We start from the raw sequence: 19,590 nt of genomic DNA, 5'->3' as shown, positions 1-19,590 counted from the left end.
TCGATCAGGGCGCGGCGTCGCTGCCCGGCAGCGCGTCGCGCCCGATCTCGAGCGCGGCCTTCCACGTCGCGGGCACCTCACGGCCATAGCCGATGAAGGTGTGCGGCCGCGCCAGCACCTCGGGAAAGGCGCCCTGCACCGCGAGGCCGACGGACCGGCACAACCACATTGCACGCGGCAGATGGAACTCCTGCGAACAGACCACGACGCTCGCAAGGCCCAGGTTGTCACGGGCATTGAGGGCCGATGCCCTGGTGTCGTGGCCGCGTGGGTCACGGTCGATATCGGCGGCAGGCACGCCGAGGCTCGAGCGCGGTGCGCACCATCGCCTCGGTCTCGTCCAGGCCCTCGCGGTTGTGGCCCGCGCCCGTCATCACGAGCCGCGCCACCACCCCGCGCTCGTAAAGGGCGACTCCCGCCTCGACGCGCTGACGCAAGAACAGACTGGGGCGTCCGTCCTCCCACACCCGCGCACCCAACACGAGTGCGGCATCGGCCGGCCGAAAGCCGCCCGTCGCCGCGGGGTGCAGTGCCCCCAGCGCGGTGAGCCGCGCATAGACCTGTGGCGCGATCAGCGAGGCGCCGAGTACCGCGCCGAGGGAAAGAGTCGCCCGCGCGGCACTCACCGGAGCGAATGCCTCCACGCCGTGCCACCCCTGCCAAGGGGCAGAACGCGGTGCGAGCCGCGTAGCGTGCGGGTGCGGTCCATCCATGCAGAGGTGGGCGACCCGGGCGCCTCGTCGGGCTCGCCCGCCGCCGCGACCGCCACCATGCCCGCCACCAAGGCTGCGAGTTCCTCCGCGTCGGGCGTCCCGCGCACCACACGCAGGCCAGTCGCGACCTCGGAGACGTCCTCGGTGCTCACAGCGGGATGTTCCCGTGCTTCTTGGGCGGAAGTGCGGCCCGCTTGGTGCGCAGGGCACGCAGCGCGCGCGTGATCTGCTCGCGCGTCTCGTGGGGCTCGATGACCGCGTCCACGTAGCCACGGTCGGCGGCGTCGTAGGGGTTGACGATCTCGTCCTCGTACTCGGCGGTGAGCCTGGCGCGCTCCGCCTCGACGTCGCCGCCCTCGTCGGCCACCTTGGCGAGCGCGCGGCGCTGGAGGATGTTCACGGCGCCGCCGGAGCCCATGACCGCGATCTGGGCCGTAGGCCATGCGAGGTTCACGTCGGCCCCAGCCTGCTTGGACGCCATCACGATGTACGCGCCGCCGTAGGCCTTGCGCGTGATGACAGTGACGAGCGGCACCGTGGCCTCGGCATAGGCGTAGATCGCCTTCGCGCCACGGCGAATGATGCCCTGGTGCTCCTGGTCCACGCCGGGCAGGAAGCCCGGCACGTCCACGAAGGTCAGCACGGGGATGTTGAACGCGTCGCAGGTGCGCACGAACCGCGCCGCCTTCTCGGACGCGTTGATGTCGAGCGTGCCTGCCATCGACTGGGGCTGGTTCGCGACGATGCCCACCGACTGGCCCTCGAGGTGGCCAAAGCCCGTGAGGACGTTGGGCGCGAACAGGGGCTGGATCTCGAACAGTTCGCCGTCGTCGAGGACGGTTTCGACCACCGTCTTCATGTCGTACGGCTGGTTCGGCGAGTCGGGGATGAGCCTGGTCGAGCGCGAGGTCCTCGTCCGTCAGGCTCCAGGTCGGCCTCGGCGTCCCACCCGGGCGCGTCGGTGAGGTTGTTCTGCGGCAGGTACTGAATGAGGTGCTGGACGTACTCGATCGCGTCGTCCTCGTCCTGCGCAAGGTAGTGCGCGACGCCGGACTTCGCGTTGTGCGTGTGACCGCCGCCGAGGCTCCTCGAACGTCACCTCCTCGCCGGTGACGGACTTGATAACGTCCGGGCCGGTGATGAACATCTGGCTGGTGCCGTCCGCCATCACGATGAAGTCGGTGAGAGCAGGGGAGTAGACCGCGCCGCCGGCGCTTGGTCCCAGGATGAGGGAGATCTGCGGGATGACGCCCGAGGCGGCCACGTTGCGGCGGAACATCTCGGCGAACTGGGTCAGCGCCGCGACGCCTTCCTGAATGCGAGCCCCGCCGCCGTCGGAGATGCCGATGAGCGGCACGCCCGTGCGCAGCGCGAAGTCCTGCACCTTCGTGATCTTCTGGCCGTGCACCTCGCCGAGCGAGCCGCCAAAGATCGTGAAGTCCTGGCTGAACACCGCGACCTGGCGTCCGTCGATGGTGCCGTAGCCCGTCACGACACCGTCCCCGTACGGGCGGTTCTTGTCGAGGCCGAAGTTGCGGCTGCGGTGCCTGGCGAGCGCATCGAGCTCGACAAAGCGCCCTCGTCAAGGAGCCTGAGCGATGCGCTCGCGCGCGGTCTTCTTGCCGCGCGCATGCTGCTTCTCGGCGGCGACGGCCTCGTGGCTCGCGACGGCTTCGTCGATCTTGCCGCGCAGGGCCTCGAGGGCGCCCGCGGTGGTCGCGGTCGGACGGGGTTCGGACACGGTTCTCCCTTGACTTGGCTGACGGATAGCCTAGCCGCGTGAACCCCGAGTCGCCCTCAGCCGTCGCCGCCTCCCGTGCACCACTGACGGCCGATGCGCTCGCGGGCATCGTGGGGGAGGGACGCCAACTGAGGCGGCTTGAGGTGGTGGCGGCGTCACCGTCGACCAACACGGCCCTGCTCGCTGCGGCCTCCCGCGCGCCCGAGGAGTGGCCGGCATTGGCGGCGATGGTCGCCGACCATCAGACCGCCGGCCGCGGCCGTGCCGGACGGTCGTGGGCCACGCCTCAGGGCGCCGCTTTGACCGTGTCCTTCCTGCTGCGTCCCGCCGTGGCGGCCGATACGCTGGGCTGGGCGCCGCTCGTCGTGGGCCTAGCGACGGTGCGCGCCTTGCGCGACGCCGGCGTGGGTGCGTATCTGAAGTGGCCGAACGATGTGGTGGTTGAGGCCGGTGCGAAGGCCATCCCCGGTTGGGGACGCTGGCGCAAGGTCGTCGGCATTTTGTGCGAAGTGGTGCCCGGGTCCGCACAGGCCGATGCCGGGGCGGCCGTGGTGGCAGGCATCGGCATCAACGTGTCGCAGTCTGCCGCCGAACTGCCGGTGCCCCACGCCGCGTCGCTCGCGACGCTCGGTGCCGCGTCGCTCGACCGGGTGGCTCTCATGAGGTCTCTGACGGCTCACCTCACCGATGCTCTCGCGATGTGGGGCTCGACGCCGAGTTCCCGCGGGTGCACGGTGCGGTGGAAGCGGCATGCGCATCCATCGGCTGGGATGTCTCGGTCGAACAGCCTGGCGGGACCGCGGTCACGGGACGCGTCACGGGTCTGTCGCACGCGGGGGCACTCCTGGTGGCGGGCCGCGACGGAGTGCATGAGGTGCTCGCGGGCGACCTACACGTGCGCCGCGCCTGAGGCATCGCCCCTGCTATCGAAACGTTTTGCTGACCGCTGGTAGGTCACGGAACGGTCACGGTCGGTCACGCTGAGGTCACGCCGGCAACAGATCGTGCGCCTTGAGCGACAGGTTGTGTCCGCGAGATCACGGGCAGGCAACCTCCTTGTTTCACTCGAGACACATCCTTTCCACCCGCGTCAGGTCACAGCGAGGTCACCTCGGCATTGACGCCCCCCGGGACGTGGACGGTGAGGATGCGGGGCTCGCGCGGTGCGGGCCTGACGACGTCAGATCTGCGGTGCCCGCTGAGGGCAGCGCCAGCGACTCAAGGAGGAGAAGCAGCATGATCCACACCCAGGAGGTGACGCTCTGATGAGGGCATCACGTATCGCACGCTCCACGGCATTCTTTGGCATCTTCGCGCTCGCCGTCGCCGGCTGCTCCGGTGACGCCGACGACCCGGCGCCCGAGACCAGCGCCAGCGACACCCCCGTCGCCGAGGGCAGCCTACACCACGTCCGAGGTCACGGACGGCACCACCGACTTCGTGGTCGTCACCAACCCCGGTGAGGGCCCCGAGCTGTCGTACTCCGCGGAGGGCGGCGTGACGCTGCTCGAAGAGGAGATCGACGGCGCCACCTACGCGTTCAAGGACATGAACGGCAACGGCGAACTCGACACGTGGGAAGACTGGCGCGAGGACTCCGAGGTCCGCGCCGCCGACCTCGCCTCGCAGATGTCAATCGAGCAGGTTGCGGGCCTCATGCTCTTCACTCGCACGAGCGCACCCCCGCTGACGGCTTCACCGACGCCCAGAAGGAGTACCTCGAGAACTCGAACCTGCGCGCCGTGCTGAACGCCGCCGGCTCGGACGCCGAGGTCACCGTTCCGTGGGTCAACGAGATGCAGGCCTTCGTGGAGACCCTCGCGACCGAGGACACCCCCTACGTGCCGGTCAACTTCGCGTCCGACCCCCGCTCCGAGGCGGCCACCGGAGGCGTCTACAACGCCGATGGTGCCGACATCTCGCGCTGGCCTTCGAACCTTGGTCTCGCGGCCACGTTCGACGCGGCCTTCACCAAGCAGTTCGGTGAGATGGCTTCGGCCGAGTACCGTGCGCTCGGCATCACCACGGCCCTCAGCCCCCAGATCGACCTCGCAACCGACCCCCGTTGGCTGCGTGTGGGCGGCACGTTCGGTGAGGACGCCGCTCAGGCGGCCGAGCCTCGCAGGCGCCTACGTCGACGGCTTCCAGGGTTCCGAGGGCGAGGCCGAGTGGGGCCCCGAGTCCGTCAACGCCATGATCAAGCACTGGGCCGGCGACGGCGCAGGCGAGGGCGGCCGTGAGTCGCACACCGACGCCGGCAAGTACCGCGTGTACCCCGGTGACAACCTCGACGAGCACGTCTCGGTCTTCCAGGGTGCGCTCGACGCCGCCTCGGTCATGACGTCGTACTCGATCTCGCTCGACGCTGACGGCGAGCCGCTGTTCGAGGACCGCATGGGTTCCGCGTACGACTCGGGCCAGATGTCGCTCCTGCGTGACGACAACTCCTTCGGCGGCGTGGTCGTCACCGACTGGGGCGTCATGACCGGAGCGAACGACGAGGGCGCGTTCATCGCGACCGCGTGGGGCGCCGAGGACCTGACCCCCGCCGAGCGCTACGTCAAGGTGCTGGGTACGGGCCACGACATGTTCGGTGGCGTCAACGACGCGACCTACATCCTCGAGGCGGCCGACCTGTGGCAGGAGCAGTTCGAGGCTGGCGACCAGGAAGTCGACGCTGAGACGCGTTTCCAGGAGTCCGGCGCTCGCATCCTCAACATGAGCCTTCCAGGCCGGCCTGTACGAGAGCGCCTTCCTCGACCCCGAGGAGTCCGCATCGGTCCTGGCCAGCGAGGACAAGGTGGAGGCCGGCTACGCCGCGCGCTCGCCTCGGTCGTCATGCTGAAGAACTCGGACGGCATCATCTCCGCCGACACCGACTACTCGGACAAGACCGTCTACATCCCGCAGTCGAGCGACAACGGCCTGCCGAGCCTCTTCGGTGACCCCGCCTACACCCAGGGACCGAGCATCGACCTTGACGTCGCTGCCCAGTTCTTCGGTGAGGTGGTGACCGACGAGGTCGAGCCTGGACGAAGACGGCAAGGTCGTCTCCTACACCACGCCCGACCTGTCCAACGTGGACCTGGTCCTCGTGGGCATGGACAGCCCCACCACCGGTGCGGTGTTCGGCAACTCGGGCTACGACGCCGAGTCGGACAGCCTACTACCCGCTCGCCCTGCAGTACCGCGAGTACACCGCTGACGGCGACAACGTCCGCAAGACCTCCATCTCGGGCGACATCCTCGAGGATGGCACCCAGGAGAACCGTTCGTACTTCGGCAACTCGGTGACCGCCTCCAACGAGGCCGACCTTGACGCCTTCGAGCGTGCGGTCGACGCCGTCGAGGCGTCCGGCAAGGACATCCCGGTGGTCGTGGGCCTCAAGGCGACGAACCCGGTCATCCCCGCCGAATTCGAGGCTGACGCCGACGCGATCCTGGTCGGCTTCGGCATCAGCGACCAGGCCCTGGTCGAGGTTGTCACTGGCGGCTCCGAGCCCGCGGGCCGTCTGCCCATCCAGTTCCCCGCGGACATGGACACGGTCGAGGCGAGCCAGGAGGACGTGCCCAAGGACGTCACCCCGTACACCGACGCTGACGGCAACGCCTACGACTACGGCTTCGGCCTCAACTACTCCGGAGTGATCTCCGAGTAACCAGCATCCGGTCACGGACGTGGCCGAGGATCTGAGATTCTCGGCCACGTCCGCACCACCCGTTCCACGCTGAGACGTGTGGGACACCCTCACCCAAGGAGCAGAGATGAACACCAAGAAGATGCGGGCTGGCGGCCTCGCCGTCCTGATCGCCGCCACCGGAGCCTTCGGCCTGACCGCATGCTCGAGCGACAGTGACGCCGACGCCACCACCGGCGCCGAGACCGAGGTCTCGCAGGAGGCTGCCGTCGACGTCGCCACGGACCTCGAGACCGCGAAGGCGGCCGTGGACGAGGCGCTTGCCGACGACGACTGGGCGCAGGTCATGCTCGCCAGCGACGTGGACTCGCCCACCGTGAAGTACGGCCTCATGGTCATGCCGTTCGTGCCCACCGACGCCGCTGAGCGCGTCACCGGCACGGTCAACATCGACGGCGGCAACTACGTGATCGAGGCCGTCTCGGCCGCGACCGGCCAGACCTGGCAGATTGACCAGGACGGCACCATCACCGAGGTCGCGGAGTAATCCTGACCTGATTCGCGGCGCGTCCGCCCGGCCCCTGCGGCCGGGCGGGCAGCGCAGCCGGGGAAAGACATCCCCGGGCAGGCCCCGCCGCGGCCCCTCAGACTTCCTTTCTATCCGCCCGCCATGCCTCACCTCACCGAAGGAGACCCGACGTGAACGCACGAGCGTCCAAGGACTCGGCAGCCGTCAAGGCGCCGATGTCCAACAAGAAATTCCTGACGATCTGGATTCCCGTCGTCGCGTTCATCACGATCCTGCTGATCGTGGCGAACATGGCGCTGGTGATCGCGGGCGGCTGGGTCGCCTCGCAGTTCGGCTCGGGCACCTACACGTTCACCAACTCCGAGGAGTCGGAGGGCTGGGACACCGATTACTACGAGTCGGAGTACTCGGACATCGACGAGCGACGTCGCCGCGCGCGACCTCGTCTCGGAGATCGGCGACGGCGGCATCGTCCTGGCGAAGAACGAGGGCGATGCTCTCCCGCTCGACTCGTCCTCGCAGGCGACCATGCTGGGCCGCGCCGCGGCTGACCCCGTGTTCGGTGGCTCGGGCTCCGGCTCGGTCGACACCAACACGGCCGTCAACGCGCGCACCGGCCTCGAGAACGCAGGCTTCTCGATCAACGACGAGATGTACCAGGCCATCGATGCCTACGCGCAGGAGAACAAGCGCGGCCACATCGAGATGGACCTCCCGATGGACTCGACCTACACGATCGGCGAGCCTGCCCATCGATCAGTACGAGGCGCACGAGTCGTCGTTCGCCGAGTACGGCGACGCGGGCGTGATCTTCATCGGCCGTCCCGGCGGTGAGGGCGGTGACCTCGCGCAGGACATGCTCGACATCCCGAACTCCGAGAACATCGACCCCCGCGCCCAGGAGGGCGAGCACCAGGCTCGAGCTCAACCAGGATGAGAAGGCGCTGATCGCGCTCGCCAAGGAGAGCCTTCGAGACCGTCGTGGTCGTCGTGAACGCCTCGACCACCCTCGAGCTCGGTGAGCCTTCAGGACGATGCAGGCGTGGACGCGATCCTGCTGGCCGGTTCGCCCGGCGCCACCGCGTTCAACGGACTGGGCAACATCATGTCCGGTGCGGTGAACCCTTCGGGTCACACCGTTGACGTGTGGTCGCGTGACTTCACCGCCGACCCCACCTGGGTCAACTTCGGCAGCAACATCTACGAGAACATCGAGGCGAGCCTACCCGGTCTCCGCGACCGAGTCCGCGACCTCGAACGCCACCGTCACCTCGGAGGCGCCGTTCGTGAACTACGCCGAGGGCATCTACCTGGGCTACCGCTACTACGAGACCGCCGCAGTCGAGGGTTTCATCGACTACGACCAGGCCGTGGTGTACCCCTTCGGCTACGGCCTGTCCTACACGGACTTCGCGTGGGAGATCGCCGGCTCGCAGGCTCGGAGACGTTGACGGCGAGATCTCCGTCGACGTCACCGTCACCAACACCGGTGACGTGGCGGGTAAGGATGTCGTTCAGGTCTACGTCAACGCCCCCTACTACACCGGTGGCATCGAGAAGGCCGAGGTTGTCCTCACCGACTTCGTGAAGACCGGCACCATCGAGCCCGGCGCCTCGGAGACCGTGACGCTGAGCTTCAAGGTCGAGGACATGGCGTCCTACGACTACCAGGAGGCCGGCGCCTACGTGCTCGAGCAGGGCGACTACGAGATCCGCATCCAGTCGGACTCGCACACCACCCCCGCCGGCATCGAGCCCATCGCCTACACGGTGGCGGAGACGGTTGTCTACGACGAGTCGAACCCCCGTAGCACCGACGAGGTCGCCGCGACCAACCAGTTCGACGACGTCTCGGCTCAGGCGAGCGCGGACGGCGCCGACGGCACCGTGCAGATGATGTCGCGTGCCGACTTCGCCGGTACCTTCCCGACCGCTCCCGAGGGTGACGACTTCGTCGCCTCCGACGCGACCGTCGAGGGCTTCGAGGCCTGGGACTACGACGCGGCCGCCGAGGGCTTCGAGGGCGACATGCCCACCACCGGTGCCGACACCGACCTGTCGCTGATCGACATGCGCGGCCTGGAGAAGGACGACCCCGCGTGGGACGAGCCTTCTTGACTCGCTCACCGTGGGTGACATGACCGACGTGCTGCTCAACGGCGCCTACCAGACGGCCCCGATCGGTTCGATCGGCAAGCCCCAGACCCTGGAGCCGGACGGCCCCGCGGGCTTCTCGTCCTTCATCAACTCGTCGATCAACGGCGTGGCCTACCCCTCCGAGGTTCTCATCGCGCAGACGTGGGACGTGGAGCCTTGGCGCCGCGATGGGTGAGATGCTCGGCAACGAGGCACTGCTCAAGGGCATCAACGGCTGGTACGCCCCCGCGGTCAACCTGCACCGTTCGCCCTTCGAGGGTCGCTCGTTCGAGTACTACTCGGAGGACCCGCTGCTCTCGGGCGCCATGGCCACCTCGGTGTCCAACGGTGTGGCGTCCAAGGGCGTGTACGTCACGGTCAAGCACTTCGCGATGAACGAGCAGGAGACCAACCGCGTCAACAACGGCATCGCGACCTTCGCCAACGAGCAGGCGATCCGCGAGCCTGTACCTGAAGCCCTTCGAGATGACCGTCAAGGACGTCTCGATGGAGGTCACTTACCTCGCCGATGACGAGGGCAACACCGCGACCACCACGGTGGGCCTCGGCGGCATGATGAGCTCGTTCAACCGCATCGGCGCCACGTGGGCCGGCGGCTCCGAGGCGCTCATGACGAACGTGCTGCGTGGAGAGTGGGGCTTCGAGGGCTTCGCGATCTCCGACTTCAACCTGTACCCGTACATGAACCCCAACCAGGGGATCAGCGCGGGCACGGACCTCACGCTGACGTTCCAGCCGTCCAAGTCCTTCGGCGACACCTCGTCGGCGAAGGCCGTGACGGACATCCGTGAAGCCACGCACAACATCCTCTACACGGTGGCCAACTCCAACGCGATGAACGGCCTCGCGCCGGGCGCGACCGTCGACTACACGCCGCCGACCTGGGTTGTCATCCAGATCGCCGCGTCGGTCGCGATCGGCCTTGGCCTCGCGGGCACCATCGCCTGGATGGTCGTGCGCGTCCGTCGCCACAGTGGCAAGGCCCCCGCGGCCGCGCCCGAGGCGGACGCCACCGCGTAACCCCCTGTGCGGTGCCGGGCCGGCATCACCCCTCCCGCCGGCCCGGCACCGCCACCCTCCTCTTCCTCGACGCCACAAGCGTCTGACCGGTCCCTGTCTGGAGCGAACCTCATGTCTCACGAGCCTGACCGTCCTCGAGAAGGCCGCCCTGCTGAGCGGCGAGAACATCTGGCAGTCGCGCGCTTTCCCGCACGCCGGGATCCGGTCGTTGTTCTTCGCCGATGGTCCCCACGGGTTGCGTAAGCAGACCGGCTCGGGTGACCACCTCGGCATCGCCGCCTCGCAGCCGGCGACCTGCTTCCCCACGGCCGCCACCGTTGCCAACGGTTGGGACCCGTCCCTCGCGGAGGAGATCGGCGAGGCGCTCGGCGCCGAGGCCGCCTCGCAGGGCGTCGACGTGGTCCTTGGCCCCGGCCTGAACGTCAAGCGTTCGCCGCTGTGTGGCCGCAACTTCGAGTACTTCTCCGAGGACCCGTACCTTGCGGGCCACCTCGCCGCGGGCTACGTCCGTGGCATTCAGTCGCAGGGCATCGCCGCAAGCCCCAAGCACTTCGCCGCCAACAGCCAGGAACTGCGCCGCATGGCCTCCGACTCCGTGGTGGACGAGCGCACCCTGCGCGAGATCTACCTGACCGGTTTCGAGATCGTGGTGCGCGAGTCCAGCCCGCGCGTGGTCATGTCCTCGTACAACAAGGTCAACGGCACCTACGCTCACGAGAACACTCACCTGCTCAGCGACATCCTGCGCGACGAGTGGGGCTTTGACGGCGCCGTCATCACCGACTGGGGCGGCGGCAACGACGCTCCCTCAGCCATCCGCGCCGGCGGTGGACTCGAGATGCCCTCGCCCGGACTCGACTCCGTGCCCGCGATCCTCGACGCGATCGACCACCACGAGTTGTCGATGGAGGACCTCGACGCCCGCGTCGAGGAGCCTGCGCGCCCTTGGCACCTGGGTGGACGCCAGCCGTGCCCGCGAGGTCGACCTCGACGCCCACCACGAGGCTCGCCAGGCGCGTGGCCCGCGAGACGGCTGTGCTGCTGCGCAATGAGGGCGCCATCCTTCCGCTCGCCCCTGCGACCAGGGTCGCAGTCATTGGCGACTTCGCCGAGACGCCCCGCTACCAGGGCGCGGGTTCGTCGCTCGTGAATGCGACGCGCCTGTCGACGCCGCTGGAGGCGCTGCGTGCCTCGAGCCTCGACGTCGTCTCGTACTCGCCCGGCTTCGAGCGCGACGGCACGGCCAATGAGGCACTCGCCTCCCAGGCGGCCGATGCCGCGATGGGTGCCGACGTGGTGCTGCTGTACCTGGGGCTGGACGAGGTGGCCGAGTCCGAGGGCAAGGACCGCGAGCACCTGCGCCTTCACACGGCACAACCTGGACCTGCTGACGCGCCTGCGCGACGTGACCGATCGCATCGTCGTGGTGCTGTCGGCAGGCTCCGTGGTGGAGATGCCGTGGGCCGAGAACGCCGCCGCCGTCCTCCACGGCTACCTGGGCGGCCAGGCGGGTGCCGAGGGCATCGTGGACCTGCTGACGGGCGCCGCAAGCCCGTCGGGTCGCCTTGCCGAGACGTACCCGCACGCGCTCGAGGACACCCCTACCGCCTTCTCGTTCCCCGCGACCGGCACGTCCGCCGAGTACCGCGAGGGACTGTATGTGGGCTACCGGTACTACGCGACCGCCGGGGTCGACGTGCGCTTCCCGTTCGGCTTCGGGCTCAGGCCTACACGACGTTCGGCTACGCGGATCTCGCGGTCACGGACGCGGGCGCGACCTTCGCCGTCACCAACACGGGTGACGTGCCCGCCGCCGACGTGGCGCAGCCTGTACGTGCGCCGCGTCTCGGACGGCGCGATTCGTCCCGCGATCGAGGCTCAAGGGCTTCTGCAAGGTGCACCTCGAGCCTGGCGAGACCGCCAGGGTGACCATTCCGTTCGACCGTCACACGTTCCGGCACTTCGACGCTGCCACGAACGCGTGGGTCACGGAGCGCGGCCAGTACGAAATCCTGGTGGGCCCCTCGAGCGTCGACCACCCGCTTGCCGCGTCCCACGACGTCGACGGCGTGGGGCCCTCGACCCCGACCCCGAGCCGCCCTCCTACGCCGCCGCGGCCGTGAAGCACGTGAGCGACGAGGAGTTCACTCGCCTGCTCGGCCGCCCGCTGGCGGTGGAGACCTCGGACGTGCTCGGCCTCAACGACCCGCTGCGCGCCATGCACGAGGCCAAGAGCCCGCTGGCTCGCCTTGCCGCGAAGATCCTGCGCTCGCTGATTGACCGTTCGGAGCGCAAGGGCAAGCCGGACCTCAACCTGTACTTCCTGTACAACATGCCGTTCCGCGCCATCGGCAAGATGACGAACGGCTCCGTGTCGACGCCCATGGTCGAGCAGATCCTGCGCATCGTGAACGGCCACCTGTTCCGCGGACTCGGGGGCCTTGTGAGCGCCTTCTTCCGCAACATGTCTACCTCGCGGCGCCTGCGTCGTGAGCTCGAGTCGACGGCCGCCGCGGCCGCGGCGAAGTAAGGAGCCCATGATGACCGCAATCAAGAACTGGTGGCGAGGCTTCGAGGAGAAGCACACCGGTGTGGCGCAGTTCCTCATGTTCTTCGTGTTCTCCAACGCCGTGACCGTGCTGCAGTTCGTGCTGATGCCTGCGCTGCGCCTGGTTCTCGAGCACGGACCTGGTCAACACTGACTTCCAGGTGTTCCCGGTCGGCGCGAACGTCGACGGCTCGCAGTACTACATGTTCGACTACCCGGCCGGTGAGATCTCCGACGGTGGTGGCGGCGGACTCGCCTACTTCCTCGCGGTGCAGATCACGCTCGCGGTGGCGCAGATCATCAACTTCTTCCTGCAGCGCAACATCACCTTCAAGTCGAACACCTCGGCCTGGGTGGCGGCGGCCTGGTACTTCCTCGCCTACGTCATCATCACGTTCGTCGCTGCGGCCGCACAGGGCTTCTACAAGGAGCCGGTCTACTCGTTCTTCATGGACACGCTCGACTGGGGCTCCACCGGTGAGACCGTTGCCGACGTGACCACGATGGTCATCAACGCGGCGATCTCGTTCTGGGTGTTCTTCCCCATCTTCAAGATCATCTTCAAGCGTGTTCCCGAGGACGATGTGGAGGGCACCGCCGGTGCCGCGCAGGTGGCCGATGCTGGTGCCGCCGGGCACGCCGAGTCGCCGTCGCGCGTTGGTGACGAGGATGCGACAGCCGCCACCGCTGCCTCGCCTGACCCCGGCCCCGAGGGCCGCTGACCCGAGGAACCACGCATGAAGACGCTGAGTGTGGTCGTGCCCGCCTACCAGGCGGCCGACTGGATCGAGCGCTGCGTCGACTCCCTGCTCGTGGGAGCCGAGGACCTCGAGATCCTCATTGTCGACGACGGCTCTCGTGACGCCACCGGCGCCATCGCCGACCTCTACGAGGCAGCCCACCCGGGCATCGTGCGTGCGATCCACAAGCCCAACGGCGGTCATGGGTCCACGATCAACGTCGGGATCGATGAGGCCGCGGGCACGTATCTCAAGGTGGTCGACTCGGACGACTGGGTTGACCCCGCCGCGCTCGTGACACTCCTCGAGACGCTTCGTGGCTTCGCGGCGGACGAGTCTCCCGTTGACCTCGTCATCAGCAACTTCGTCTACGAGAAGGTGGGAAGGCGCCACAAGCGCGCCGTGCGCTACCGCAACGTGTTGCCGCGCGGCAGGGTGATCGGCTGGGAGCAGGTGGGGCGCTTCCGTGCGAGCCAGTACCTCATGATGCACTCGCTCGTGTACCGCACGGACGTGCTGCGCGCGTGCGGACTGCGCCTGCCCGAGCACACGTTCTACGTGGACAATCTCTACGTGTACGAGCCGCTGCAGCACGTGCAGTCGCTGTACTACCTGGACGTCGACCTGTACCGCTACTTCATCGGCCGTCCCGACCAGTCGGTCAACGAGGCCGTCATGATCAAGCGCATCGACCAGCAGGCGAAGGTCAACAAGCCTGCTCGTGGACGTCGAAGTCAGCCCGTACGAGGTGCCGTCCGCTCTCTACCGCTACCTGCTGCACCACCTGCGCATCGTGTGCGTGATCTCCTCGACCATGCTGCTGCGTTCGGGCCGTGACGAGGACTTCGCGCGTAGGGTGCAGATGTGGAAGGAGCCTGCGCTACGACGATCCGGTGGTCTACCGGCACCTTCGTCGCTCCGCGATCGTGCAGATCATGACGCTTCCCGGCCGTCCCGGACGCACCGTCTCGCAGGCTGCCTACCGCTCCGCATGCTGGGCTCTGCGGCTCAACTGATCGCGAGCATCGGCCTCAGGGAGGCGTCATGACGGACCTCGTCGTCGTGGGAGCGGGACTGTTCGGCCTCACCGTCGCCGAGCGGATGGCGGCCGCCGGCCGCCACGTCACCGTGGTCGACAGGCGCGACCACATCGGTGGCAACGCCTACTCCGAGACCGACGCCGCCACGGGCATCGAGGTCCACCGCTACGGCGCACACCTCTTCCACACGTCCAATGCGCGCGTCTGGGAGTACGTCAACCGGTTCACCGCGTTCACGGACTACACGCACCGGGTGTTCACCACCCACCGTGGCGAGGTCTTCCCGATGCCCATCAACCTGGGCACCATCAACCAGTTCTTCCGCTCGGCGCTGGGGCCCGATGCCGCGCGCGCGCTGATCGCCCAGCAGGCGGCGGAGATGGCGGGCCGCACCCCAGCCAACCTGGACGAGCAGGGTGTCTCGCTCATCGGCCGGCCGTTGTATGAGGCGTTTATCAGGGGTTACACCGCTAAGCAGTGGCAGACCGACCCGCGGGAGTTGCCCGCCTCGATCATCTCGAGGCTTCCGGTGCGTTACTCCTACGACTCCCGCTACTTCTCCGACACCTGGGAGGGGTTGCCCGTCGACGGCTACACCGCCTGGTTCGAGCGCATGATCGACCATCCCCGCATCGAGGTGCGGCTCGGCGAGGACTTCCTCGACGATGGCGCGGAGGTCAGCAGGGCCTCGACCCGCGGCCGCGTGCCCGTGGTGTTCACCGGACCGGTGGACCGCTACTTCGGCTACGCCGAGGGCGACCTGGCGTGGCGCACCATCGACTTCGAGTGGGAGACGCTGCCGGTCGGTGACTTCCAGGGGACGTCGGTGATGAACTACGCCGACGAGGACGTGCCGTTCACGCGCATCCATGAGTTCCGCCACTTCCACCCCGAGCGCACCTATCCCGCGGACCGCACCGTCATCGCCCGCGAGTTCTCGCGCGCGGCGGTGCGTGGCGACGAGCCTTACTACCCGGTCAACACGCCGTTGGATCGCGAACGTCTCGAGGCCTACCGCGCGCTGGCAGCCTCCGAACCAGACGTGCACTTCGGAGGCCGGTTGGGGACCTACCAGTACCTCGACATGCACATGGCCATCGCCTCGGCCCTGTCGATGGTGGACAACGTCCTCAGTCGCTGAAGGCCGTGGTGGCGAGGAAGTCGGCGAGCATGATCCGCCATACCCACCAGGCGTGACCGCCGTCCGTCTCCAGTGTGGTGGTCCGCACGCCCGTGTCCTCGTAGGCCGCCGCAAGGTCGTCGACCTGGCTCGGTGATGGCGTGAGGGGGTCCTGCGCCCCGGTCCCCAGGTGAATGGCCGATGCCGTGGCGGCGTTGTCACGTTGCGTGTCCGTGAGCGCGGCGGCGGGTACGTTGCGCACCGCCGTGGGCATCGACCACATGCCGTAGGTGGCGAAGAGGCCAGGCTCGTTCAGCAGGAGATGCTCGGCGAGCCGTCCGCCCATGGACAGGCCCGCAAACGCGCGCTCGTCGGGGTCGGCGCTCGCGTGCAGGCGCTCGTGTGCGTAGGGCAGGACCGTGGTGCGCAGGTGGGTGGCGTACAGCGTGAAGAAGTCGGGGTCCTCCATGCCCTCTGCCGAGAGCCCGGTGAAGTCGGTGGTGACGACCACGGTGGGCTCAAGGGCGCCAGTGGCGATGGCGTGATCCAGTTGTTCGGCGGCGCCGCCCTGCGTGAACCATGCCGTCTCGTCGTCGCCGGCGCCGTGCGAGAGCACCAGGACGGGATAGGGCTCGGCCCGCTCGGGGTCATAGCCCGCGGGGAGATAGACGCCGATGTCCGGGTCGTCGACGCGGCTGACGGTGCCGCGTTCGGCCGCAGCAACCGGGATCTGGGTGGCGGCGTCATAGGTGGGATGGGCGCTGTCGACGGGCACGAAGACCTGCGACCACGCCTGGGTGGCGTCCGCCGCGGCCGCGAGGGTAGGCGGGTTGGCGGGGTCGGCGTCCACCGAGCAGACCAGGATGAGCGAGCACTCGCGCGTGACGAAGCCGTAGTTCCACAGCCCCGCGGGGACCGCGGTGGTGAGCTCCCACACGCCATCCTCGCCGCGGGTGAGCCTCCGCGAGGTCCGCCGCACGCGGCAGCGTCGAGACATCGCCGTTCGACCATTCGCCGCCCAGCCACGAGGAGGTCGCGCCATCGATGGCGAGCGATGAGGGCTTCGCGAAGTACAGGTCTCCGGCCAGCCACACCTGGCCCGCCGCGGGGTCCTCGTAGCGGAAGGTGACCGTGTAGCCGGAGGGGAGGAGGCATCGGCCACCACCGTGGGCCCAAGCGGTGCCGCGCCAGCGTCGCCATCGGCGGCGCAGGCCGCCAGCGCGAGGGCTCCGGCCAGCGCCGCGGCAACGCGGGAGACGTGACGGGACGCCATGGATCCTCCTTGATCGCGCGCGGGTGCGCGCACCCGTCAAGTCAAGCGAGCATCGGCCGGCCGTGACGGTGGCGTCGCACGGACTGTCGTGCGCGGCGCACGACCGGGCCGCTAGCGGCGGTCGGCGGGCTGAGGCAGGAGGACGCGCAGCACGAACCAGCCGTCCTCGACGCGCGCCGTCAGCGAGCCGCCGTAGCGTTCGGCGGTGTCGCGCATGTTCTTCAGGCCGTAGCCGTGGTGCCTGGCGTCGCCCTTGGTCGTGGACGGCAGGCCCTGCACCGTGCGCAGCGAGCCTGCGAAGTAGTTCTCGACGCGCACCATCGTGAGGGCGTCCTGGCGGTAGATCGCGACGCGAATGAGGCGCTTCTCTGCCTCCGGGACGCCCGCGACGGCCTCGATGGCGTTGTCGAGCGCGTTGCCGATGACCGTGACGAGGTCCATCGCGTCGAGGAAGGACACGGCGGTGCCGTCGGCCACGATGGTCATGGTGATCCGGTAGCGGTCCGCCTGCTGACTCTTGGCGGTCAGCATGGTGTCGAGCACGGCGTTGCCGGTGTCCATGCTGGAGCGTTCGTAGCCCTTGATGGACTCCTCGAGCTCGTCCATGTAGCGGGCGCGTTCGCCGGGATCGGACTCGGCGCGGATCGCGTGGATGTAGTGCTTGAGGTCGTGATACTTCCGGTTGACCTCGTCGATGTCGTGCTTGGACTGCAGGTAGCGCTCGCGCTGGTTGGACAGCATCATCGACACCGTCGCGACCTCTTGGGCGCGGTGCAGGCTCCAGCCGTTGGCCGCGCAGGGCGAACAGGATGACAAAACCGCACAGGTCGACGAGGGTGCGGATGTAGAACACCTCGGGGTCCAGGCGGCCGGAGAACGGGGTCTGCGTCGTGACGAACGACAGGTTCGACATGAGGAAGGTCACGCCCGCCACCGCGACTACGGAGATGAGGGTGCGGGCGTCGACAGGCAGCGGGTGATCGCGGGGGAAGTGGCGGCGTTCCGCGGCGTGTGCCCCGATGAACACCGGCACGTAGATGCCCAGCATCATGATGATTTGCGGGGTCAGGGTCGCGTCGACACCAAAGAAGAACACGTGGAGCCTGCCACTCGAGCGACGCCACCAGTTCGGCGAGCACGAATGCCCTGGCGGTGAGGTCACCCGCCTCGCCGGGACGCACCTTGGCCGTGACGAAGATGAAGACGTACATGGTGCCCGCGGACATGATCATGCCGAGCGTCCACAGCCCGATGGGCAGGCTCGGCCACCAGGAGTTGCACCCCGATGAGCACCGGCAGGGCCGCGACGCACACGAACCCCAGCGCCCAGCGGCCCAGCCGCGGCCGCATCAGCAGGATGTAGACCAGGCACGCCGCCCACTCGGCGATGCCGGTGGCGAAGCGGGGGATATCCGGGAGGGAATCGACGATCATCGTCGGGTCCGACGGTCCACGTGGTCCGTGAGCGCGTCGAGGAAGCCCTTGCGGCGGGGCCTGCTGACGGCGAGTTCGTCGCCGCCGGTCATGATGCAACTGGTCGGCTCGACCGAGGTCACGTGACGCAGGTTCACCACGTAGCAGTTGTTGGACCGGTAGAAGCCCTTGCCGTCCAGTTCTTCCTCGACCGCCTTGAGCGTGCCGGAGAACACGTACTCGCCCTCGAGCGCGTGGACGGTGATGCGGTGCTTGACGGATTCCACGTAGACGATGTCCGCGGTCGCCAGGCGAGCCACGCGGCCGCCGACGTTGAGCATGACGATGTCGTCGTCGGTGCGCCGCAGGCGGGCAAGGGACCGGGTGAGCTCCTGGGCGAACGCGAAGTAGGGGACGGGCTTCACGAGGTAGGACAGGGCGTCCACCTGGTAGCCCTTGATGGCGTACTGAGCCATGTTGGTGACGAAGATGATGATGACCTCGGGGTCCACCTCGCGGATGCGGCGGGCGGTCTCGAGGCCGTCCATGCGGGCCATCTCGACGTCGAGGAACAGAATGTCGTACTGCGGGCGGTAGCCCTCGATGAGGTCCGCGCCGTCCGAGTACTCGCGCGACTCGAACTCGACGCCGTGCTCCTCGGTGTAGCGGGCGAGATGGTTCAGGAGGTCGACGCGGTTGGACTCGACGTCCTCGGCGATGCCGACTCTGATCACGGTGCTCCTTCGGGCCTTCTCGCGCGCACGCGCGTGAACATCGATGCTATCAATCCCGGTCCGGGACTTGGCGCGCGCGTCTCCCGGCCTCAGCCGCCTCAGCGGGTCCGAGTGGGCCCTGATGGTGGCCTCGCGCACCTCGGCGCCTCCCCATGGGCCCTGAGGGTGGACTCAGACCGCCTCGATGTTCTCCGGGGCGTTGTTGCGGGGGAGCCCACGTCCTTGCGCACCCGGTGCCAGGCCAGGTCGGGGGCGGGCGCGGCGATGACGTCGAAGAGCGTGCCCTGGTCGGCATCGCGGTTCAGCCACGCGTCAAGCGACTCGCGGGTCAGCATCACCGGCTGGCGGTCGTGGATCTCCTGCATGGGGCCGCGTGCGGCGGTGGTGACGATGGTCGTCGTCACGAGCCAGGGAGCATCGTCACCTAGGGCCTTGTCCTTCCAGAACTCGTACAGGCCGGCGAAGGCAAGCGGGACATCGTCCTCGGGATGGATGTAGAAGGGCTGCTTGCCGTCCGGCCCGGTCTGCCACTCGAAGTAGCCGCTCGCGGGGACGACGCACCGGCGCTTGGCGAAGGCCGTCCGGAAGGATGGCTTCTCCGCGATGGTCTCGGAGCGTGCATTGATCATGCGGGCGCCGATGCCGGGGTCCTTCGCCCATGACGGCACCAGTCCCCACGCGGCGGCCTCGAGGCGGCGCCCAGGGTCATCGGGCTTGCCAGGGACGATGATGGCCACCTGCTGGGTGGGGGCGATGTTCCAGGAGGGGTCGAACAGCCGCGGCTCGTCGGCGGTGACGGCCACCTGAAAATGGTCGATGAGCTCCTGCTCGCTGAGGAAGTTCGCGTAGCGCCCGCACATGCGGCCATCGTCGCACGGGCGTGCGGGATCGGCGATGGCTGGGTGTGGCGTCAGGGTGCGGTCG

General features: G+C 68.4%; 31 protein-coding genes and 5 pseudogenes. 26 read left to right on the top strand and 10 right to left on the bottom strand.

The annotated features are described in order from the left end of the window. Nucleotides 1–4 precede the first annotated feature (4 nt). The 4 genes and pseudogenes from QQK48_RS04335 to QQK48_RS04320 all read right to left on the bottom strand — a co-directional run bounded on the left by QQK48_RS04335 (nt 5) and on the right by QQK48_RS04320 (nt 2,454). Complete coding sequence (locus QQK48_RS04335; RefSeq protein WP_284327608.1) at nt 5–298, bottom strand: ElyC/SanA/YdcF family protein; 294 nt, start codon at nt 296–298, stop codon at nt 5–7. Beyond that, on the bottom strand, nt 273–644 hold the full coding sequence (locus tag QQK48_RS04330) for a YdcF family protein (protein ID WP_284327607.1): 372 nt from the start codon (nt 642–644) through the stop codon (nt 273–275). Before QQK48_RS04330 ends, QQK48_RS04335 begins: the two co-directional genes overlap by 26 nt. Beyond that, complete coding sequence (locus QQK48_RS04325) at nt 623–865, bottom strand: acyl-CoA carboxylase subunit epsilon (RefSeq protein WP_284327606.1); 243 nt, start codon at nt 863–865, stop codon at nt 623–625. The genes QQK48_RS04330 and QQK48_RS04325 overlap by 22 nt, the downstream gene beginning before the upstream one ends. Continuing rightward, nucleotides 862–2,454: pseudogene (locus QQK48_RS04320) on the bottom strand (acyl-CoA carboxylase subunit beta). Before QQK48_RS04320 ends, QQK48_RS04325 begins: the two are co-directional and overlap by 4 nt. A 38-nt stretch (nt 2,455–2,492) precedes the next feature. On the opposite strand from QQK48_RS04320, the pseudogene QQK48_RS04315 reads away from it, so the two are divergent. The 26 genes and pseudogenes from QQK48_RS04315 to glf form a co-directional block, all read left to right on the top strand. Next, a pseudogene (locus QQK48_RS04315) lies at nt 2,493–3,101 on the top strand (biotin--[acetyl-CoA-carboxylase] ligase); the annotation flags it as partial. A gap of 53 nt (nt 3,102–3,154) precedes the next feature. Beyond that, entirely contained in the window at nt 3,155–3,364 is a 210-nt protein-coding gene (locus tag QQK48_RS21195) for a hypothetical protein (RefSeq protein WP_431308397.1), read from the top strand. 355 nt (nt 3,365–3,719) lie between these two features. Further along, complete coding sequence (locus tag QQK48_RS04310; protein WP_284327604.1) at nt 3,720–3,917, top strand: hypothetical protein; 198 nt, start codon at nt 3,720–3,722, stop codon at nt 3,915–3,917. Further along, nucleotides 3,895–4,203, top strand: a complete 309-nt coding sequence (locus QQK48_RS04305; RefSeq protein WP_284327603.1) for a hypothetical protein — start codon at nt 3,895–3,897, stop codon at nt 4,201–4,203. Before QQK48_RS04310 ends, QQK48_RS04305 begins: the two co-directional genes overlap by 23 nt. Next, nucleotides 4,197–4,505 (top strand): annotated as a pseudogene (locus tag QQK48_RS04300) (glycoside hydrolase family 3 N-terminal domain-containing protein); the annotation flags it as partial. The gene QQK48_RS04305 and the pseudogene QQK48_RS04300, both read left to right, overlap by 7 nt. Nucleotides 4,506–4,545: 40 nt before the next feature. Continuing rightward, the gene (locus QQK48_RS04295) at nt 4,546–5,748 is read left to right on the top strand and encodes a glycoside hydrolase family 3 N-terminal domain-containing protein (RefSeq protein ID WP_284327602.1); all 1,203 of its coding nucleotides are present in this window, start codon (nt 4,546–4,548) and stop codon (nt 5,746–5,748) included. Further along, entirely contained in the window at nt 5,745–6,113 is a 369-nt protein-coding gene (locus QQK48_RS04290) for a glycoside hydrolase family 3 C-terminal domain-containing protein (RefSeq protein WP_284327601.1), read from the top strand. The genes QQK48_RS04295 and QQK48_RS04290 overlap by 4 nt, the downstream gene beginning before the upstream one ends. Before the next feature lie 106 nt (nt 6,114–6,219). Next, nucleotides 6,220–6,639: a hypothetical protein gene (locus QQK48_RS04285; RefSeq protein ID WP_284327600.1), complete on the top strand. Its 420-nt coding sequence runs from the start codon at nt 6,220–6,222 to the stop codon at nt 6,637–6,639. A gap of 152 nt (nt 6,640–6,791) precedes the next feature. Next, nucleotides 6,792–7,172, top strand: a complete 381-nt coding sequence (locus tag QQK48_RS04280; RefSeq protein ID WP_284327599.1) for a hypothetical protein — start codon at nt 6,792–6,794, stop codon at nt 7,170–7,172. Then, on the top strand, nt 7,150–7,455 hold the full coding sequence (locus QQK48_RS04275) for a hypothetical protein (RefSeq protein ID WP_284327598.1): 306 nt from the start codon (nt 7,150–7,152) through the stop codon (nt 7,453–7,455). Before QQK48_RS04280 ends, QQK48_RS04275 begins: the two co-directional genes overlap by 23 nt. Further along, nucleotides 7,427–7,558, top strand: a complete 132-nt coding sequence (locus QQK48_RS04270; protein WP_284327597.1) for a hypothetical protein — start codon at nt 7,427–7,429, stop codon at nt 7,556–7,558. The genes QQK48_RS04275 and QQK48_RS04270 overlap by 29 nt, the downstream gene beginning before the upstream one ends. A 217-nt stretch (nt 7,559–7,775) precedes the next feature. Further along, the gene (locus QQK48_RS04265) at nt 7,776–8,072 is read left to right on the top strand and encodes a hypothetical protein (RefSeq protein WP_284327596.1); all 297 of its coding nucleotides are present in this window, start codon (nt 7,776–7,778) and stop codon (nt 8,070–8,072) included. A gap of 43 nt (nt 8,073–8,115) precedes the next feature. Next, complete coding sequence (locus QQK48_RS04260) at nt 8,116–8,739, top strand: fibronectin type III-like domain-contianing protein (RefSeq protein ID WP_284327595.1); 624 nt, start codon at nt 8,116–8,118, stop codon at nt 8,737–8,739. 19 nt (nt 8,740–8,758) lie between these two features. Continuing rightward, complete coding sequence (locus tag QQK48_RS04255) at nt 8,759–8,953, top strand: hypothetical protein (RefSeq protein WP_284327594.1); 195 nt, start codon at nt 8,759–8,761, stop codon at nt 8,951–8,953. Next, the gene (locus QQK48_RS04250; protein WP_431308289.1) at nt 8,946–9,290 is read left to right on the top strand and encodes a glycoside hydrolase family 3 N-terminal domain-containing protein; all 345 of its coding nucleotides are present in this window, start codon (nt 8,946–8,948) and stop codon (nt 9,288–9,290) included. The genes QQK48_RS04255 and QQK48_RS04250 overlap by 8 nt, the downstream gene beginning before the upstream one ends. Then, nucleotides 9,244–9,798 carry a glycoside hydrolase family 3 N-terminal domain-containing protein gene (locus tag QQK48_RS04245; protein WP_284327593.1) on the top strand — a complete coding sequence of 185 codons (555 nt, stop codon included), beginning with the start codon at nt 9,244–9,246 and terminating at the stop codon, nt 9,796–9,798. Before QQK48_RS04250 ends, QQK48_RS04245 begins: the two co-directional genes overlap by 47 nt. Nucleotides 9,799–10,006: 208 nt before the next feature. Next, the gene (locus QQK48_RS04240) at nt 10,007–10,948 is read left to right on the top strand and encodes a glycoside hydrolase family 3 N-terminal domain-containing protein (protein WP_284327592.1); all 942 of its coding nucleotides are present in this window, start codon (nt 10,007–10,009) and stop codon (nt 10,946–10,948) included. Continuing rightward, nucleotides 10,834–11,115, top strand: a pseudogene (locus QQK48_RS04235) (glycoside hydrolase family 3 C-terminal domain-containing protein); the annotation flags it as partial. The gene QQK48_RS04240 and the pseudogene QQK48_RS04235, both read left to right, overlap by 115 nt. Further along, nucleotides 11,045–11,407: pseudogene (locus tag QQK48_RS04230) on the top strand (glycoside hydrolase family 3 protein); the annotation flags it as partial. The pseudogenes QQK48_RS04235 and QQK48_RS04230, both read left to right, overlap by 71 nt. A gap of 286 nt (nt 11,408–11,693) precedes the next feature. Beyond that, the gene (locus QQK48_RS04225) at nt 11,694–11,921 is read left to right on the top strand and encodes a fibronectin type III-like domain-contianing protein (RefSeq protein WP_348523438.1); all 228 of its coding nucleotides are present in this window, start codon (nt 11,694–11,696) and stop codon (nt 11,919–11,921) included. Next, nucleotides 11,918–12,328: a hypothetical protein gene (locus tag QQK48_RS04220; RefSeq protein WP_284329459.1), complete on the top strand. Its 411-nt coding sequence runs from the start codon at nt 11,918–11,920 to the stop codon at nt 12,326–12,328. The genes QQK48_RS04225 and QQK48_RS04220 overlap by 4 nt, the downstream gene beginning before the upstream one ends. A gap of 10 nt (nt 12,329–12,338) precedes the next feature. Further along, the gene (locus QQK48_RS04215) at nt 12,339–12,500 is read left to right on the top strand and encodes a hypothetical protein (protein ID WP_284327590.1); all 162 of its coding nucleotides are present in this window, start codon (nt 12,339–12,341) and stop codon (nt 12,498–12,500) included. Nucleotides 12,501–12,507: 7 nt separating this feature from the next. Further along, nucleotides 12,508–13,068, top strand: coding sequence for a GtrA domain-containing protein (locus QQK48_RS04210; protein WP_284327589.1), 561 nt, complete (start codon nt 12,508–12,510; stop codon nt 13,066–13,068). A 15-nt stretch (nt 13,069–13,083) separates the two neighbouring features. Beyond that, a complete protein-coding gene (locus tag QQK48_RS04205; protein ID WP_284327588.1) occupies nt 13,084–13,923 on the top strand; it encodes a glycosyltransferase family 2 protein in 840 nt (279 codons plus the stop codon). 56 nt (nt 13,924–13,979) lie between these two features. Continuing rightward, the gene (locus QQK48_RS04200; protein WP_284327587.1) at nt 13,980–14,102 is read left to right on the top strand and encodes a hypothetical protein; all 123 of its coding nucleotides are present in this window, start codon (nt 13,980–13,982) and stop codon (nt 14,100–14,102) included. 28 nt (nt 14,103–14,130) lie between these two features. Then, nucleotides 14,131–15,267, top strand: a complete 1,137-nt coding sequence (gene glf / locus QQK48_RS04195) for a UDP-galactopyranose mutase (RefSeq protein WP_284327586.1) — start codon at nt 14,131–14,133, stop codon at nt 15,265–15,267. Here glf and QQK48_RS04190 read toward each other — a convergent pair. From QQK48_RS04190 to QQK48_RS04165, 6 genes are all read right to left on the bottom strand, one after another. Further along, nucleotides 15,257–16,519, bottom strand: coding sequence for an alpha/beta hydrolase (locus QQK48_RS04190; RefSeq protein ID WP_284327585.1), 1,263 nt, complete (start codon nt 16,517–16,519; stop codon nt 15,257–15,259). The two genes, glf and QQK48_RS04190, sit on opposite strands and share 11 nt — an antisense overlap. 111 nt (nt 16,520–16,630) lie before the next feature. Then, on the bottom strand, nt 16,631–17,263 hold the full coding sequence (locus QQK48_RS04185) for an ATP-binding protein (RefSeq protein WP_284327584.1): 633 nt from the start codon (nt 17,261–17,263) through the stop codon (nt 16,631–16,633). Further along, the gene (locus QQK48_RS04180) at nt 17,260–17,745 is read right to left on the bottom strand and encodes a hypothetical protein (protein ID WP_284327583.1); all 486 of its coding nucleotides are present in this window, start codon (nt 17,743–17,745) and stop codon (nt 17,260–17,262) included. The genes QQK48_RS04185 and QQK48_RS04180 overlap by 4 nt, the downstream gene beginning before the upstream one ends. Further along, nucleotides 17,678–17,953, bottom strand: a complete 276-nt coding sequence (locus QQK48_RS04175) for a hypothetical protein (protein WP_284327582.1) — start codon at nt 17,951–17,953, stop codon at nt 17,678–17,680. Before QQK48_RS04175 ends, QQK48_RS04180 begins: the two co-directional genes overlap by 68 nt. Continuing rightward, on the bottom strand, nt 17,950–18,666 hold the full coding sequence (locus tag QQK48_RS04170) for a LytR/AlgR family response regulator transcription factor (protein ID WP_284327581.1): 717 nt from the start codon (nt 18,664–18,666) through the stop codon (nt 17,950–17,952). Before QQK48_RS04170 ends, QQK48_RS04175 begins: the two co-directional genes overlap by 4 nt. 98 nt (nt 18,667–18,764) lie before the next feature. Then, nucleotides 18,765–19,526, bottom strand: a complete 762-nt coding sequence (locus tag QQK48_RS04165; RefSeq protein ID WP_284327580.1) for an SOS response-associated peptidase — start codon at nt 19,524–19,526, stop codon at nt 18,765–18,767. Between the last annotated feature and the right edge of the window lie 64 nt (nt 19,527–19,590).

Source organism: Demequina litorisediminis (assembly GCF_030161615.1).
GTDB lineage: Bacteria > Actinomycetota > Actinomycetes > Actinomycetales > Demequinaceae > Demequina > Demequina litorisediminis.
The sequence above is the reverse complement of the archived record's forward strand: the minus strand, read 5'-3'. Positions and strand labels throughout refer to the sequence as shown.

Excerpts from the sequence above, each read along its gene's own strand:
- QQK48_RS04205 (WP_284327588.1), top strand. The coding sequence starts at position 13,084 with ATGAAGACGCTGAGTGTGGTCGTGCCCGCCTACCAGGCGGCCGACTGG.
- QQK48_RS04180 (WP_284327583.1), bottom strand. The coding sequence starts at position 17,745 with ATGTCCGCGGGCACCATGTACGTCTTCATCTTCGTCACGGCCAAGGTG.
- QQK48_RS04250 (WP_431308289.1), top strand. The coding sequence starts at position 8,946 with ATGGGTGAGATGCTCGGCAACGAGGCACTGCTCAAGGGCATCAACGGC.
- QQK48_RS04275 (WP_284327598.1), top strand. The coding sequence starts at position 7,150 with ATGCTGGGCCGCGCCGCGGCTGACCCCGTGTTCGGTGGCTCGGGCTCC.
- QQK48_RS04215 (WP_284327590.1), top strand. The coding sequence starts at position 12,339 with ATGACCGCAATCAAGAACTGGTGGCGAGGCTTCGAGGAGAAGCACACC.
- glf (WP_284327586.1), top strand. The coding sequence starts at position 14,131 with ATGACGGACCTCGTCGTCGTGGGAGCGGGACTGTTCGGCCTCACCGTC.
- QQK48_RS04190 (WP_284327585.1), bottom strand. The coding sequence starts at position 16,519 with ATGGCGTCCCGTCACGTCTCCCGCGTTGCCGCGGCGCTGGCCGGAGCC.
- QQK48_RS04185 (WP_284327584.1), bottom strand. The coding sequence starts at position 17,263 with ATGATGCTGTCCAACCAGCGCGAGCGCTACCTGCAGTCCAAGCACGAC.
- QQK48_RS04285 (WP_284327600.1), top strand. The coding sequence starts at position 6,220 with ATGAACACCAAGAAGATGCGGGCTGGCGGCCTCGCCGTCCTGATCGCC.
- QQK48_RS04165 (WP_284327580.1), bottom strand. The coding sequence starts at position 19,526 with ATGTGCGGGCGCTACGCGAACTTCCTCAGCGAGCAGGAGCTCATCGAC.
- QQK48_RS04175 (WP_284327582.1), bottom strand. The coding sequence starts at position 17,953 with ATGATCGTCGATTCCCTCCCGGATATCCCCCGCTTCGCCACCGGCATC.
- QQK48_RS04245 (WP_284327593.1), top strand. The coding sequence starts at position 9,244 with ATGACCGTCAAGGACGTCTCGATGGAGGTCACTTACCTCGCCGATGAC.
- QQK48_RS04310 (WP_284327604.1), top strand. The coding sequence starts at position 3,720 with ATGAGGGCATCACGTATCGCACGCTCCACGGCATTCTTTGGCATCTTC.
- QQK48_RS04255 (WP_284327594.1), top strand. The coding sequence starts at position 8,759 with ATGACCGACGTGCTGCTCAACGGCGCCTACCAGACGGCCCCGATCGGT.